We start from the raw sequence: 14,237 nt of genomic DNA on the forward strand, positions 1-14,237 counted from the left end.
TCTATTTTCTGCTCAAGTTGAGAAAGCTGTTCTATTTTCTGCTCAAGTTGAGAAATTTGCTCTATTTTCTGCTCAAGTTGAGAAAGCTGTTCTATTTTTTGTTCAAGTTGAGGTAGTTGGTCTATCTTCTGTTTAAGTTGAGGTAGTTGGTCTATTTTCTGCTTAAGTTGAGATAGTTGGTCTATTTTCTGCTCAAACTGAGAAAGCTTCTTATTTACTTCTTTATCCCTTGTAGAATATTGATCAGTTTTTTGAATTAAATTGTATAAAAGTCGTCTAACAGCAGAATTATAATAAACTTGTCTTTTAAAGATAGGCCATGATATTTTTTTTAAAATATTTTTTAGCCATTTACGAATAGTATTTGTATATATATCATTAAAAAATAATAAATAGTTACCATCAATTTCTGTAACATAACTATTATTTAGTGGTTGATGAGGTAGAGTTTTGCTTGATTCTTCTTCCTCATTTCCAGCTGGACGATAAAATCTAACGGATTGTTGATAAACATCACTTATACGCTCTAGTATTTTTTCGTAATCCATCTGATTCTCCTGAAATTTATCATCAATCATTCTTCACAATAGAATACATTTTTGTTTAAAGCTTAACTAAAATTTTTGCCTAAGTATATCTAATCATATAGTCTTTCGATTCACGTAGTTCATCAAATCATTTTCCTTCAGGCAGAATTACTACTGATTAGGAAATTTAGATAATTTAGATTAAATTTTACTTACTGAGTTTAAATAGTAGTCGGCAGTTTCATCCGCGTTTCCCATAAAACGCACTTTTCCTTGATCTAACCAAATTCCTCTAACACAAGATTGTTTGATAAATTTTAAATCATGAGAAACTACTAATACAGTAGCGTTCTGATTCCAAAATTGCTCAATTCTTCGCTTACACTTGTTTTTGAAACTTTCATCTCCTACCGACAATACTTCATCTAATATCAAAATATCCGGCTGTATATCGGTGGCGATCGCAAACCCTAATCGCGCTACCATTCCAGAAGATAATCCCTTCACTGGTACTAATGCATAATCTTCTAACTCTGCAAACTCTAATATTGAAAGCGTTCTTCTTCGCATTTCTGCTCGGGAATATCCCAGTAATACGCCATACAACAAAATATTATCCATCACAGAAATTTCTGCATCAAACCCCGCTCCAAGTTCAATCAATGGCGCAATTTGACCTCGTACTCGCACTAATCCGCTAGTAGGTTGTAAAATCCCAGAAATTATCTTTAATAATGTTGATTTACCAGAGCCATTTGCCCCTATAATACCTATTTTTTCACCTTTTTCAACAACTAAATCAATTTCATTTAGCACCTGTTTCTTCGCAGGCTGGTGATATTTACCTTCCAAAAAAGATAGGAGTGTTTTCTTTAGGTCATAAGAAAACTCTTCTTGCGTTCGTCGCCACAGCGAAACTCGATCTAGGCGAATTACTTCCATTTATTTACAGCAAATCCATAAATTGATGCCGCCACAGTTGAAAACAAACCCATCCCAGTGACAAAATAATTATGCCACTCAGCAAGGCTCCCCAAATTAAACTTAAATCTGGTAGCATTCCCGATAGTGTAATCTGCCGGATACTTTCAATAACTGGTGATAAAGGATTTAATCCTAAAAATGCTTTTACTGTTTTTGGAACAATGTCTGGCGGATAAAATACAGGACTACCGATCCAAATTACAAATACAATTAACTCATAAAAATAAGGTAAATCTCTAAAAAATACATATAAAGCGCTGACCAAAAAACCAACTCCCATACAGACTAAAACCAGCGCTAAAAATGGAACCAGCAATGCTACCACGTTTAATAAACTTTTGGATTTAACAAAAGTTATTATTCCTAATAAAGGCAACACTCCAACGGCAAACTGAAACACATTTGCTGCAATCATTGATACTGGGAAAATACTGACTGGCAGACGAATTTTATTTAAAAGTGAGCCGTTACCTACTACACTACTCAGTGCCTGAGAAGTGGAAGCTGAAAAAAAGTTGATTACCACCAGTCCTGTAAATGCTGCTAATACATAGTTTGGGATTGAGTTATTGTAATACGACGAAAACGTTGTTCCAAAAATTGCAGTGTATAGCCCGGTCATAATCAACGGGTTCAATAGCGACCAATAAACCCCTAGAAATGAACCCCGGTAACGCACTTTCAGATTTCGCGCTACCAAGACGTGCAGCAATTCCCAGTAGCGCCACACTTGCAACCAAGTTGAATTACTTTTAACCGAAAGCTTCATCCTTACACACCGCTACAGTTCATAGCTAAATTATTTGCAGATTTTATACTATTGGTGGCTACTTTACCGCATTACTTTAACAATAAAAACTTTATTTTAAAAAGCGTTGTTAAACATAAGTTACTATGGGACTCATATCTGATTTTTGAACAATATTTTAGATAAAACCCTTATAAAATAAGCTTTTCAGTCTCAGTATGTTTTTAGAAATCAAATCGAAGTCCTAATAGTTACCATTTTTATACTCTTAATCACATCCTATCCGGGCAAGACCAATGAATTTATCAATTGGTTCCTAGAACTGAGCGATCGCAAATAATTAGGACTTGTACCATATAATTGCTTTATAGTCAATAAAAATGCTTTTATTCAGATATTTGTTCATGGAACAATCGAAGCGCTGCTCTATCTAGCGAAGTTGTGCGATCGCAGCCGTTCCTGTGACAACCGCAATTGTGCTTTCGGTGTCTATTGTTGCCCGACAATAGCAATTTTCTCTGTTAGAAGTACGCGATCGCTTTTGGGTGTCTTTGAACAAAAAAGACAAACATTGAGTATTTACCTGTTTGGTTGCCGATTTAATTTTAAGCTGTTAAGTCAGGAGTTAGGAGTTATTCTTTCTCATCTCTCCCTCATCTCCCCTGAATTGATGAGAGCAGAGTCACGGATTCCGCTACACTGAGACTTGGTTTATCTGAAATTGTAATCAGGCATGGAAATCGGACAAAAGGTTAAAGTTTTTCGTTTACGCGATCGCGTTTCTGCCCCAGTTGTAAAAAAACTCGGACAAGTGGGTATCATCCAAGGCTACAAAGTCACTGATGGTGGTGGAATCGGTGTAGTGGTTCTGTTTGAAGACAATTATTCTACTTGGTTTTTTGAAGATGAAATCAAACCTGTGTAGTAGTAAAAAACTCAGATCCGGATTTTTCTTTGGCTCTGAAGTTGAAAGCACAGGTTGAGAGTCTATATTGAGTGCTAAGTTGGAGTTGAAAAGATCGGCGGTGAAAATAGGAATCAACTAATGGCTCAAATATTGACATTTTTGGGCAAAGGCGGAACCGCTCGTACCAAAATTGCGATCGCCGCCGCCAAATTATTGGCAAGTCAAGGCAAGCGCGTACTTCTAGCAGGACAAGCAGAACCAACATTGTCAATCCTGTTGGGGACTCCCATTGCTGCCGATCCTCAAGAAATCTCTCCCAAGTTACAGGCGGTACAGTTTCAAGCATCTGTACTGCTTGAGCGCAACTGGGACGAAGTGAAAAAACTTGAGGCGCAATATCTCCGCACGCCCATCTTCAAAGACGTTTTTGGTCAAGAACTGGTAGTCTTGCCGGGGATGGACAACGCCCTAGCGCTGAACGCTATTCGCGAATATGATGCCAGTGGCAAATATGATGCGATCGTCTACGATGGCACGGGCGACTCTTTAACGTTGCGAATGTTGGGTTTGCCAGAATCTCTGAGTTGGTATGTCCGGCGATTTCGGCAATTGTTTGTCAACTCCGACTTGGGGAAGACAATTACTGAATCACCTTTGATTCAACCTCTGATTAGCAGTTTTTTCAATATCAACTGGACAGCAGATAACTTTGCCGCTCCCACTAACCAAGTCAATAATTTCTTAGAAAAGGGGAGAGCTGCTCTGGCCGATCCCAAGCGTCTCGCTGCTTTCTTAGTGACTACAGGAGATCCGATTGAGGTAGCAAATGCTCGTTATTTATGGGGTAGCGCTCAACAAATCGGTTTAACTGTCGGTGGTGTTTTGCTTGTGTCTACTGAGACAAATATCAATCTGTCAGAGGAATTTATACCCTTACCTGTAAGCGTCGTTCCCAACTCGCCCACGGGTGATTGGCAACCACTGATAGACGCTCTACCCAACTTTGAAGCACAAGCTTTACAGGCTCCCAAACCTATTGAAATAGACATCCACAATCGTCAGGTACGCTTATTCTTACCAGGATTTGACAAAAAGCAAGTCAAACTTACCCAATATGGGCCAGAAGTCACGGTAGAAGCAGGAGATCAGCGACGCAATATTCCCTTACCCCCGGCTCTGAGTGGCAGACCCGTTGCTGGAGCAAAGTTTCAGAATCATTATTTGATAATTTCGTTTTAAGTTAGTTAGGAGTAGGAACAAAGTTAGGAGTTAAGAGTGAGGAGTTAGGAATAAAAATAATAATTCACGCCTGATGTGAATTAGAAAAGCCTCTTATCGCATAAGGGTTTCTAGACTCGCCCAAAATTGTATGATTGGGAATACCCACGAAATTACAAGGGTTTCTAGACTTAATTCACATTAGACGTAATTCATAACTCCTAACTCCTAACTAATAATTCATAACTTCTAACTCCTAACTCCTCACTCTAAAAAAATACGCCTTATGTCAGAATCAACTCCCATTCCCCCAGACCCTAACCCATCTGAAGCACTAGACTCAGTGGCAAATAATCTCAATGAGCAAGCGATCGCATCTGCCGATCGCAATGCGAAAACTAGGCAGATGTTGGGGATGAAAGGTGCAGCGTCTGGAGAAACTTCGATTTGGAAAATTCGTTTACAGCTCATGAAGCCCATCACCTGGATTCCCCTAATTTGGGGTGTAGTCTGTGGTGCGGCTTCTTCTGGTAACTATACTTGGACGCTGGAAAATGTCTTGAAGGTAGCAGCCTGTATGTTATTGGCTGGGCCATTGATGACAGGTTACACCCAAATCCTTAATGATTACTACGATCGCGAAATCGATGCCATCAATGAACCTTATCGCCCGATTCCCTCTGGAGCAATTCCCTTACCCCAGGTAATTATTCAGATTTGGGTATTACTGATTGCTGGCTATGGTTTAGCATTTGCGCTAGATGTGTGGTCTGGTCATGAATTCCCGACAATTACAGCGATCGCGATTATTGGTTCTTTCATCGCTTATATTTATTCTGCGCCTCCCCTGAAACTCAAGCAAAACGGCTGGCTAGGCAGCTACGCCTTGGGTGCAAGCTACATTACTTTACCTTGGTCTACAGGACACGCTTTATTTGGAGAACTGAATTCCACAATTGTGATCTTGACAATGTTCTACAGCTTGGCTGGATTGGGTATTGCCATTGTCAATGATTTTAAGAGTGTAGAAGGCGATCGCCAGTTAGGATTAAATTCACTACCCGTAATGTTTGGCATCACCACTGCGGCATGGATTTGTGTAGCGACAATTGATATATTTCAAGGATTGATTGCAGCTTATCTCGTCAGCATCCACGAAAATTTGTATGCAGCAATACTAGTACTGTTAATCATCCCGCAAATCACCTTGCAGGATATGTATTTCTTACGCGACCCCGTGAAAAATGATGTTAAGTACCAAGCTAGTGCCCAACCTTTCCTTGTTCTGGGAATGCTGGTAACAGGTTTAGCCCTGGGTCATGCTGGCGTTTAATTTGTACCTCCATAGTGGGAAGTTAAGAATTAGGAGTTAAGAGTTAATATACTTTTAACTCCTAATTTGTATCAGGACATACTATGCTTCAATTGATATTTTTCTTAATTAATGGGATTCAACCTTTATTAGTCCCGATTTGTTTTGTAGTTGCTTGGACTGTAACTATTCTGGTTGTGTTGAGTCTCTGGACGGCCGCACGAGATAGTGTTAGTACAGCCAAGCAAATGCATCAAATTCCCTGTACTGGTTGCCAATTTTTTACCGACAATTACCGTCTTAAATGTACTGTACGCCCATCTATTGCCAATACAGAAGAAGCAATCTATTGTCGTGACTATCAACCAAAGACTAATCCTTATCTATATTAGGGAGTGGGGAAGCAGGGGAGCAGGGAGATGAGAGGACAAGGGGACAAGGAGATAAACAAAACTCCTAACTCTTAACTCTTAACTCCTAACTCAGCACTCAGCATTCCTAATGCCCAATGCCCGATACCCAATGACAATTAACTAATCTCTAACAATATCTTTAAAACACCCCGACTCTGGGCGTGTTCAAAAGCTGCAAGCCCTTCAATGAGAGGGTAGGTGGCATGAATCAGGGGTTGCACATCAACTTGTCCTGTGGCAAGTAGCTGGAGGGCTGGGGTAAAGGGGCCACAACGGGAGCCGATGAGGGTGATTTCATCTACTACTAAGGAAGAAGCATCTAGGCTGAGGTTGCCAGCATAAGTACTTTTCAGTACAAGCGTACCACGGGGACGGAGAGCGCGGCGGGCGATCGCAAATCCTTCTGGATTGCCAGTGCATTCTACTGAGATATCGAAATATCCATCTGTAATATCATCAGCTAGACTCGTTTTTATTCCCCGTGCTTCTAAGTTAGCCAGTTTTTCTCGATGACGCCCCACAGCTACGAGTTCACAGCCAGTTAGAGCTAGTGTCTGAGCTACTAATTGCCCTAGTTTGCCATCTCCAACTACTAGCACCCGATGGTTTGGATGCAATGGCACTTGCTGCTGAATTTCCAAAGCTGCTGCTACAGGTTCAGTAAATGTTGCTACTTCTGTTGGCACATTATCGGGTACTAAATGCAGGTTCTCTACCGGCAAACAAAGATATTCACTAAAGGCACCGTTGCGATTGACAATACCCAAAACTGTACGATTTTCGCAATGAGTTGGTTGTCCGCTACGACAAAACCGACAATGCCCACATACAGCATTGATTTCTCCAACTACGCGTTGGTTAACTAAGTGTTCTGGCCCTTGTTCGACAATGCCGACAAATTCATGCCCTAAAATACCAGTGTAGGGATAGTAGCCTCTAAGTAGTTCCACATCGGTATTACAGATACCTGCACGCAAGACGCGTACTAAGGCTTCTCCCTGTGGCGGCTCAGGAACCGGAATATCTGTGCGTAATTGCAACTGCTTATTTTCGAGCCAAAGTCCTTTCATTTCTCTTCACGTCCTTTGCCTAATTATGTTGTCAATATCACTTTGAAAAATGTTTGCAAATAAATATAGGGGTATACATCCGTAACCCCATACCCACACCTATGTCTCTGTAGAAGGTATTTCTTTAATTTTGGTTACATCAACTTTGCTTAACCAAGTAACTAAATCGTCTGAGCCAAGTGCAATCTCACTTCCCAAGGTTTTGATATAAAGAAGTCCGTCACTGATAATTAAATCTCTAATTGGGTACCATGAATCTCGTGTTCTAATCAGAAGTTCCAACGGAATCCCTGGTCTTGAACTATGTTTGCAATATTTCCACCAGGCCCGCCATAGAATGACACATTTAGTACAATTCATCTGATAGCCTTTGGGAACTTCGCAGTATTGATACTGATAGAAACCCCGACTATCTACTTCTCCTTTCAGGATATAACTATATTCTGCTAATGCCTGATTTATCAATTCCCACTGGGTTGATTTTGGAGAAATCGAGAATTCAGATAGGGTATTTGATAGTTGAGCAGTGGCAATTACGCCTTCAGATTTTGCTGTCAGTTGGTTTATTTTATACACTGTTTGCGCTGTCAAAACTGGATTTGACAACAAAACGTCTTTTTTTTGAATAGAGTTTTGTACAAACTCTCGAATTAAATCTAGATTAGACAACATAAAATTTTTTATACTAAATTAACCAGTGTGATGAAAGTCACAATTATACTTAAATTAATAACTACACTGGTTTTGCACTTAAATCAGGATTATTACTAGCTTTATTTATACTCAATTCTTTGTTTGACTTGGGTTTTGTTAAGTTTAATATCGCTTATGCAATACTCCGAGAGGCTGATTGACAAAAGCGCTTCCTTAAGGGATAAATTTGCAAATTAAATTTTTACGCCTTCGAGAAAAGGTTGAAATACCGGAATTAATTCGGCACGACTAACCACAAGGGTGGGAAAAGAGCGATCGCTATAATCTTCTCCCGGTGACAATGGAAACGGTTCTGACTTCAGCGAAGCCCAGACTCCACCAGCAGCTTGGACAATTACCCAAGCCCCGGCTAAGTCCCAAACCTTTGGTGTCGCCTCAATCCCACCGAGAGTAGCCCCAGTAGCAACTGTCAAAAAGTTATAGCTAGCTACACCCAACATCCTAATTTTGCAAGGAAAGCCATTTTTGATAGCTGCGGTGCTACGGGAACAGAGGTTAAAAAAGTGATTATTGCTAGGACTATCTACACTGGTGTGGATGGGGTGGTTGTTGAGAAATGCTCCTATTGGGGGTGTTAACCCAGATGAACCTGCCCAAAACGCATGAAAAGCTTGATTCAGAGTTGGGGCGTAAATATACCCAAAAATGGGCGTACCTCGATACAGCAAACCCAGAGATATTGTCCAGATGGGAATGCCGCGTGTGAAGTTCGTTGTACCATCAAGAGGATCGATTACCCAGCACCACTCAGTACCGGGAAATGACTGATCGCTCTCTTCGCTCAAAATGCCGTAGCCAAGGAAAGTAGAAGCGATCGCATCCCTAATTTCCCGATCTGCCCATTTATCTGCTTGCGTCACCAAACTACCATCAGCTTTTTGGTCAGCCTGTACTTGCCCAAAATCTTGCATTAGTTGCTTGCCCACTCTGGTAGTGGTAGTTTGGGCAAAATCAAGAATTGTTGTCCAAAAATCATTCATTGGTTATTAGTCATTTGTCATTTGTCATTTGTCATTGGTCATTTGTCCCATGCCCAATGCCCCATGCCCCATACCCCATGCCCTATACAGTTTAATCTAAATCGCTTTCTAAAACTGAAGCGATCGCTTGCTTGGTACTTGTTTGAAATTCTGTGATGTTCACCCGATTCAGAAACCAAATCGACAGCACCATTCCCACGGCTTCTAGAACGAATACTAATCCATAAGCTAACTCTGCGCTAGGTAACAGCTTGCGTCCAATATCCAAAACTGTACCTCCGATGACTACCGCCACACCTCTAGAGATGGACTGCGCTAATCCCCATGCCCCAATAAACGTACCTGCGGCTTCTGCTGCGGTAAGATCCAACATCAAGCTAATTGCGGCTGTAGTTAAGAAACCTGTGGCTAAACCGAACAAGACCAAACTTAGTTTAAGAACTGCTGCATTAGCTGTGAATCCTGAGATACCTAGTAATATTGCACAGAATGCTACCAACATACAGCCAAAACGTGCGGTTCTGCGCTTACCCAAACGCGGGATAATATAAAAGCCCGTAACGCCGTAAGCAATCAATAGACCTGTTCCATAAAAAATATTTAATTTGGTACTTTCCGCTAGGGGCATTTTAAACACTTGACCCGCATAAGGTTCCAAAATCGGGTCTTGCATAAACAAACTGATAGTCATCACCAATAAAAAGGTGAAAAATATACCTGTTTGTGGGCTAGCTGTCAAGATTTTCCAAGCGTTGCCTAGAGTAATGCTATCTTCCCGGTTCACCAGTGTGGAACGGGTTGAGTATTGAGAGTATTTTTTTTCTACGCCAAATGTCGCTGCGATCGCTAAACCAAATACAATTGCTGGGACAATAGTAAACAATCGGTTGATTGCTGGCTGCAAGGTTTCTACAGTTGCTTCTGGAGTTAACTGCTTGAGCAAACTAGCACTGATAATCGCGCCAACAATAATCCCCACCATTAGCATCGACCAAACCACGCCGACTACTTTGGAACGGTTATCTTCTTCAGATATATCCACCAACAAAGCAGCAAAAGCAGTACCGCTAGCACAAATTCCTAGACCGTATACAGCGAAAACTAAAGCCAAAAGTGCTGTCCAGCCGATTGTTTGGGTTGTCCATACCCAACCACCTGCACTATTTCCAGCAAGATTCATCTGCCACATTACTTGTACAGCTAAAAAGGCTGCGATCGCAAATATTGCCGCGCCCACCCAAACATAAGCTGTGCGGTGGTTTCCCCATAACGGCTTGGCATCGGAAATCTGGCCGAACCAGACACGGGAAGGAGCAACAAATAAAGGCAGTGCTAGAACTACCGATACCAGCGTCGCCGGAATTGCTATTTCTTGAATCATGACTCTGTTGAGTACGCCTAGAGTCAAGATGGACATCATGCTCAACCCCATTTGAAATAAACCCAGGCGGAACATGGTCAGCAGGTTTACCCTTGGCACAGATAGGGATTTTGTTTTGGTATCAAATACTTCACCGCTTGCCATAGCTACTTTTTCGTATCGTTTATAGAATTTAATCTCTCTTATTTAAATAAAGATAAACCCTACCCGCTCAAAATCAGCGAACGAAAAGTGGAAGTTGTGATTGCAGTTATTTAGCAAGCAGTTATATTCCTCAATTACCATAAGCTTCAGCCAAGTTAGGATTAATCTTTGTGGCTTGGTCGTAATTTGCGATGTCTACGACGGGCTACGCCTACGCATAACAAGAGAATTTTAGGATGAAGTAGTGAAACGAGACTCCATTTACTATCAAATTTTTAAGCGCTTTCCTGGGTTACTCTTTGAACTGGTTGATAATCCTCCTCTGCAAGGGCAAAACTATCGATTTGAATCAGTTGAAGTCAAAGAAACCGCTTTTCGCATGGATGGTGTGTTCTTACCTCCAGAGGATGCAACATCCAAAGCGATCTTTTTTGCTGAAGTTCAATTCCAAAAGGATGAAGCCCTTTACCATCGGTTTTTTACCGAATCGATGATGTACCTGAACCGGAATCGTTCTCAGTACGATGACTGGTTCTGCGTGGTAATTTTTTCATCACGCTCTCTGGAACCAAGCGATCAAAAAACTCATCGAATATTTCTCAACAGCGACCAAGTGCAGCGAATCTATTTAGATGAGCTAGGCGCGACTAATCAGCAGCCAATAGGTATCAACTTGATGCAGTTGACTCTAGCATCGGATGAAGTAATGGCGGAGCAAGCAAAGCAATTAATTGAGCGGGTAAAATTAGAGGAAACGGACACACTGCCGCAAAACGAAATACTCGATATCATAACCACAATTGCCGTTTATAAGTTTTCGACCTTGAGTAGAGAGGAAGTTGAAGCTATGCTGGGATTGACTTTAGAGCAAACAAGGGTTTATCAAGAAGCGAAAGCCGAGGGTCGAGAAGAAGGTCGAGAAGAACGGGAAGCTGAAATGTTGAAACTTACCGTCCCTCTGTTGCTAAAAACAAAGATGAGTATGGAACAGATTGCTCAACACCTCAATGTTGATATAGAAGCTGTCCAGATTGCCGCACAACAAAATACATAGAATTAGGAAGTTAAAGCTATGCTGGGATTAACTTTGGAGCAAACAAGAGTTTATCAAGAAGCGAAAGCCAAAGGTCGAGAAGAAGGTCGAAAAGAAGGACGAGAAGAAGGACGAGAAGAACGGAAAACTGAAATATTGAAACTTACTGTGCCTCTGTTACTAAAAACAGGGATGAGTATGGAGGAGATTGCTCAACATCTCAATGTTGATATAGAAGCTGTCCAGCTTGCCGCCCAGCAAAATACATAGAATGTACATTTTATGTCTGTTGTCATATTTTTGCAAAATGAGGAGAGCTTGATAAGAATCCTCAATTGTCCTTTTATGGTTTCCAGAGCGATCGCCTCAAAGTAGCAAATCGTAAAAAAGCTTGAAAAATGACTAAAGTTAAGAAATTTTCATGCCCTTTTTCTATTTTTATATAACAATGTAAATACTATTTTAAATTCTGACAAGTACATTGATTTCTAAGGCTTTTATCCAAGAACAAGGTAATGGACGGCTCCGATATGAGGAGCAACTTGTCACTGAAGAATTAAAATCCAGAGGCTTACCAATTAGTTTTTATACTGAAAAACGTATGCATCGAAGACAACTTACACTTGATAATGAATCTTTAGTTGTTGGCGATATGCGATGTGTTTTAGGTGCAATAAAACAGCTTGGCATTCCAGAACCAAAGCCTAACGATTATCCCTCTTCACTTAAGAACTTCATGCACCGTCGTACATGGACATCTACTCTAGAACGGTTGGAAATGGAATTTTGCAACGGTAGATATATTCCAACATTTGCTAAACCCGCTACACGCCGTAAACGCTTTACAGGTTGTGTTTTTGAATCGGAATATGATTTGTGCCGAGTATACAAAGTGTCACGTCAAGAGCATCTGCTGTGTTCTGAAGTTGTCTCTTGGGTAAGTGAGTACAGAGTTTATGTTGTTCACTCACAAATTAGAAGCATTGATCGTTATGATGGAAACCCCAATGTTCTACTAGATATTGATAAAGTTATATGCGCTATTCAAACTCTAGAGAATGCAAAAGAATCCTATGCAGGATATGCAATTGATTTTGGAGTTTTAGATTCTGGACAAACCGCTCTCGTAGAAATGAACGATGGTTTTGCGATTGGAGCATACAAAATTGATAAAAAAAACTACACAGACATGATTTTGGCTAGATGGGAGGAACTTTTAACAAGTGTACTTTGATATTACAATCAACTCATATAAAAATATCAATATGAAAATGTGGTTTTAACTACGCTATTCAATTGAATTAGTAAGATAAACTTGCCGTGTATATGTCATCAAAGTACTTAGCTTCATCTAGTAACCAAAAAGGCATAAGCAATGAGCAAAGAAGTAGTCAAAGTAATATTATGGGAAGAAAATCAAAAAGATTTTCTAAAAAAGTTTTATGACCTCCAATTTACTCCCAGAGTAGGAGAGGAAGTTTACCTAAAAAAGGAGAAATGGAAAGTAACTAGAGTTGAGCATGATGTAGAAATTAGTGAGATTAATGTCTACATGGAATTAATCAAAAAAGCCAAGCAGGATAAATCATCTAATTCTTAAATACAAGTAAATACACTCAACTATTATAAAAGGGAGGTTATTAGCCTCCCTTAATTCTGAGAATAGATATATTGTCAAGTGTAATTTGTTAATCTTGATGCAAACTGCGATGTCTACGAGGGGCTACGCCTACGCACAACAAGAATTGCGGCAAATGATGACGATCGCACCCAATCTTGCCTGTAACGATACACTATAAAAGTAAAGAAATGTAAATAAATTAAATTTTGCAACCGTGGAAAACATCACATTGGGGCAAAATGGCCCAGTTGTTACACCCTTGTGCATAGGCACTTGGGCTTGGGGTGATAAACTATTTTGGAATTATGGCAGTGCCTACGGCCCAGAACAGTTACAAGAAGCATTTACAGCAGCCTTAGAAGCTGGTATTACCTTCTTTGACACTGCCGAAATCTACGGAATGGGACTATCAGAGAAATTTTTGGGGCAATTTCTGCAACAGACACAACAACCTGTACAAATCGCTACAAAATTTGGCCCACTACCGTGGCGATTTACAGCCCAATCCGTCTCTGATGCTTTAACAGCCAGTCTCAAACGCCTACAACTTGAACGAATCGCCCTGTATCAAGTGCATTGGCCTTTTGCCTTCTTTTTAAGCCAAGAAACTTTGATGAATACCCTAGCAGATGAAGTGAAGCGAGGCAGAATTGCCGCAGTCGGTGTGAGTAATTATTCAGCAGAGCAAATGCGAGACGCGCATCAAATATTGGCGACCCGTGGAGTACCTTTGGCTGTCAATCAAGTGCGCTATTCTTTACTCACTCGCCAAGTTGAAAGCAAAGGTATTATCGCAACTGCGCGTGAGTTGGGTGTGACTATCTTGGCTTACAGTCCTTTGGCTCAAGGATTACTCACAGGGAAGTATAGTATTGATAGTACCGAAACCCCCACTGGTGCAAGGAAAATAGACCCACGATTTAAGAAAGAAGGTCTGCAAAAAATTGCCCCAGTCATATCTTTGCTACGCAATTTCGGAGAAAAATACAATCGCACTCCTGCCCAAGTTGCTCTCAACTGGTTAATTGCTCAGGGAAACGTTATTCCCATTGCTGGGGTGAAGACAGCCGAACAGGTACGTCAGAATGCTGGTGCTTTGGGCTGGAAATTGAACGAGGATGAAATTAGAGAGTTAGAACAAGTTAGTCGTCCTTGGCTGTAGTATTTTTAACCCTCTAAAAAAGC

General features: G+C 40.7%; 16 protein-coding genes and 1 pseudogene. 9 read left to right on the forward strand and 8 right to left on the reverse strand.

What is annotated here, in order from left to right:
• From RM049_RS29210 to RM049_RS29225, 4 genes are all read right to left on the reverse strand, one after another.
• The coding region (locus RM049_RS29210) for a hypothetical protein (protein WP_322706667.1) at positions 1-548 on the reverse strand (548 nt) is incomplete at its 3' end.
• 180 nt (positions 549-728) lie between these two features.
• Positions 729-1,469, reverse strand: a complete 741-nt coding sequence (locus tag RM049_RS29215; RefSeq protein WP_322669882.1) for an ABC transporter ATP-binding protein — start codon at positions 1,467-1,469, stop codon at positions 729-731.
• A 4-nt stretch (positions 1,470-1,473) separates the two neighbouring features.
• Positions 1,474-2,280 (reverse strand): ABC transporter permease, encoded by an 807-nt coding sequence (locus RM049_RS29220; protein WP_322669883.1) that lies wholly within the window; start codon positions 2,278-2,280, stop codon positions 1,474-1,476.
• A 409-nt stretch (positions 2,281-2,689) separates the two neighbouring features.
• A complete protein-coding gene (locus tag RM049_RS29225; protein ID WP_322690585.1) occupies positions 2,690-2,818 on the reverse strand; it encodes a hypothetical protein in 129 nt (42 codons plus the stop codon).
• A gap of 174 nt (positions 2,819-2,992) precedes the next feature.
• Between RM049_RS29225 and RM049_RS29230 the strand changes: the two genes are divergently transcribed.
• The 4 genes from RM049_RS29230 (at position 2,993) to RM049_RS29245 (ending at position 6,088) form a co-directional block, all read left to right on the forward strand.
• Positions 2,993-3,184 carry a DUF2862 domain-containing protein gene (locus tag RM049_RS29230; protein WP_322669885.1) on the forward strand — a complete coding sequence of 64 codons (192 nt, stop codon included), beginning with the start codon at positions 2,993-2,995 and terminating at the stop codon, positions 3,182-3,184.
• Between the two features lie 120 nt (positions 3,185-3,304).
• The gene (locus RM049_RS29235) at positions 3,305-4,405 is read left to right on the forward strand and encodes an ArsA family ATPase (RefSeq protein ID WP_322669886.1); all 1,101 of its coding nucleotides are present in this window, start codon (positions 3,305-3,307) and stop codon (positions 4,403-4,405) included.
• Positions 4,406-4,670: 265 nt separating this feature from the next.
• Positions 4,671-5,717, forward strand: coding sequence for a chlorophyll synthase ChlG (gene chlG, locus RM049_RS29240; RefSeq protein ID WP_322690583.1), 1,047 nt, complete (start codon positions 4,671-4,673; stop codon positions 5,715-5,717).
• A gap of 83 nt (positions 5,718-5,800) precedes the next feature.
• Entirely contained in the window at positions 5,801-6,088 is a 288-nt protein-coding gene (locus tag RM049_RS29245; protein WP_322669888.1) for a hypothetical protein, read from the forward strand.
• 137 nt (positions 6,089-6,225) lie between these two features.
• On the opposite strand, the gene RM049_RS29250 is transcribed toward RM049_RS29245, so the two are convergent.
• The 4 genes from RM049_RS29250 to RM049_RS29265 all read right to left on the reverse strand — a co-directional run bounded on the left by RM049_RS29250 (position 6,226) and on the right by RM049_RS29265 (position 10,398).
• On the reverse strand, positions 6,226-7,179 hold the full coding sequence (locus tag RM049_RS29250; protein WP_322706668.1) for an MDR/zinc-dependent alcohol dehydrogenase-like family protein: 954 nt from the start codon (positions 7,177-7,179) through the stop codon (positions 6,226-6,228).
• Positions 7,180-7,278: 99 nt separating this feature from the next.
• Positions 7,279-7,851, reverse strand: coding sequence for a hypothetical protein (locus RM049_RS29255; RefSeq protein WP_322669890.1), 573 nt, complete (start codon positions 7,849-7,851; stop codon positions 7,279-7,281).
• 215 nt (positions 7,852-8,066) lie between these two features.
• Positions 8,067-8,873, reverse strand: coding sequence for an inositol monophosphatase family protein (locus RM049_RS29260; protein ID WP_322698996.1), 807 nt, complete (start codon positions 8,871-8,873; stop codon positions 8,067-8,069).
• Positions 8,874-8,964: 91 nt separating this feature from the next.
• On the reverse strand, positions 8,965-10,398 hold the full coding sequence (locus RM049_RS29265) for a BCD family MFS transporter (protein WP_322706669.1): 1,434 nt from the start codon (positions 10,396-10,398) through the stop codon (positions 8,965-8,967).
• 244 nt (positions 10,399-10,642) lie between these two features.
• Here RM049_RS29265 and RM049_RS29270 point away from each other — a divergent pair, with 244 nt between their 5' ends.
• The 5 genes and pseudogenes from RM049_RS29270 to RM049_RS29290 all read left to right on the forward strand — a co-directional run bounded on the left by RM049_RS29270 (position 10,643) and on the right by RM049_RS29290 (position 14,214).
• A complete protein-coding gene (locus RM049_RS29270) occupies positions 10,643-11,452 on the forward strand; it encodes an Rpn family recombination-promoting nuclease/putative transposase (protein WP_322706670.1) in 810 nt (269 codons plus the stop codon).
• Positions 11,453-11,458: 6 nt separating this feature from the next.
• Positions 11,459-11,701: pseudogene (locus RM049_RS29275) on the forward strand (hypothetical protein); the annotation flags it as partial.
• A 211-nt stretch (positions 11,702-11,912) separates the two neighbouring features.
• Positions 11,913-12,665 (forward strand): ATP-grasp domain-containing protein, encoded by a 753-nt coding sequence (locus RM049_RS29280; RefSeq protein WP_322706672.1) that lies wholly within the window; start codon positions 11,913-11,915, stop codon positions 12,663-12,665.
• Positions 12,666-12,806: 141 nt separating this feature from the next.
• On the forward strand, positions 12,807-13,031 hold the full coding sequence (locus tag RM049_RS29285) for a hypothetical protein (protein ID WP_322669896.1): 225 nt from the start codon (positions 12,807-12,809) through the stop codon (positions 13,029-13,031).
• Between the two features lie 235 nt (positions 13,032-13,266).
• A complete protein-coding gene (locus RM049_RS29290; protein WP_322706673.1) occupies positions 13,267-14,214 on the forward strand; it encodes an aldo/keto reductase in 948 nt (315 codons plus the stop codon).
• Positions 14,215-14,237: the final 23 nt, after the last annotated feature.

Origin of the sequence: Nostoc sp. DedQUE04, assembly GCF_034530995.1 — a bacterium.
In the GTDB taxonomy this organism is placed as follows: Bacteria; Cyanobacteriota; Cyanobacteriia; order Cyanobacteriales; family Nostocaceae; genus Nostoc.

Coding starts and splice junctions, on each gene's coding strand:
- RM049_RS29215 (WP_322669882.1), bottom strand. CDS start 1,469: ATGGAAGTAATTCGCCTAGATCGAGTTTCGCTGTGGCGACGAACGCAA.
- RM049_RS29220 (WP_322669883.1), bottom strand. CDS start 2,280: ATGAAGCTTTCGGTTAAAAGTAATTCAACTTGGTTGCAAGTGTGGCGC.
- RM049_RS29230 (WP_322669885.1), top strand. CDS start 2,993: ATGGAAATCGGACAAAAGGTTAAAGTTTTTCGTTTACGCGATCGCGTT.
- RM049_RS29235 (WP_322669886.1), top strand. CDS start 3,305: ATGGCTCAAATATTGACATTTTTGGGCAAAGGCGGAACCGCTCGTACC.
- chlG (WP_322690583.1), top strand. CDS start 4,671: ATGTCAGAATCAACTCCCATTCCCCCAGACCCTAACCCATCTGAAGCA.
- RM049_RS29245 (WP_322669888.1), top strand. CDS start 5,801: ATGCTTCAATTGATATTTTTCTTAATTAATGGGATTCAACCTTTATTA.
- RM049_RS29250 (WP_322706668.1), bottom strand. CDS start 7,179: ATGAAAGGACTTTGGCTCGAAAATAAGCAGTTGCAATTACGCACAGAT.
- RM049_RS29255 (WP_322669890.1), bottom strand. CDS start 7,851: ATGTTGTCTAATCTAGATTTAATTCGAGAGTTTGTACAAAACTCTATT.
- RM049_RS29260 (WP_322698996.1), bottom strand. CDS start 8,873: ATGAATGATTTTTGGACAACAATTCTTGATTTTGCCCAAACTACCACT.
- RM049_RS29265 (WP_322706669.1), bottom strand. CDS start 10,398: ATGGCAAGCGGTGAAGTATTTGATACCAAAACAAAATCCCTATCTGTG.
- RM049_RS29285 (WP_322669896.1), top strand. CDS start 12,807: ATGAGCAAAGAAGTAGTCAAAGTAATATTATGGGAAGAAAATCAAAAA.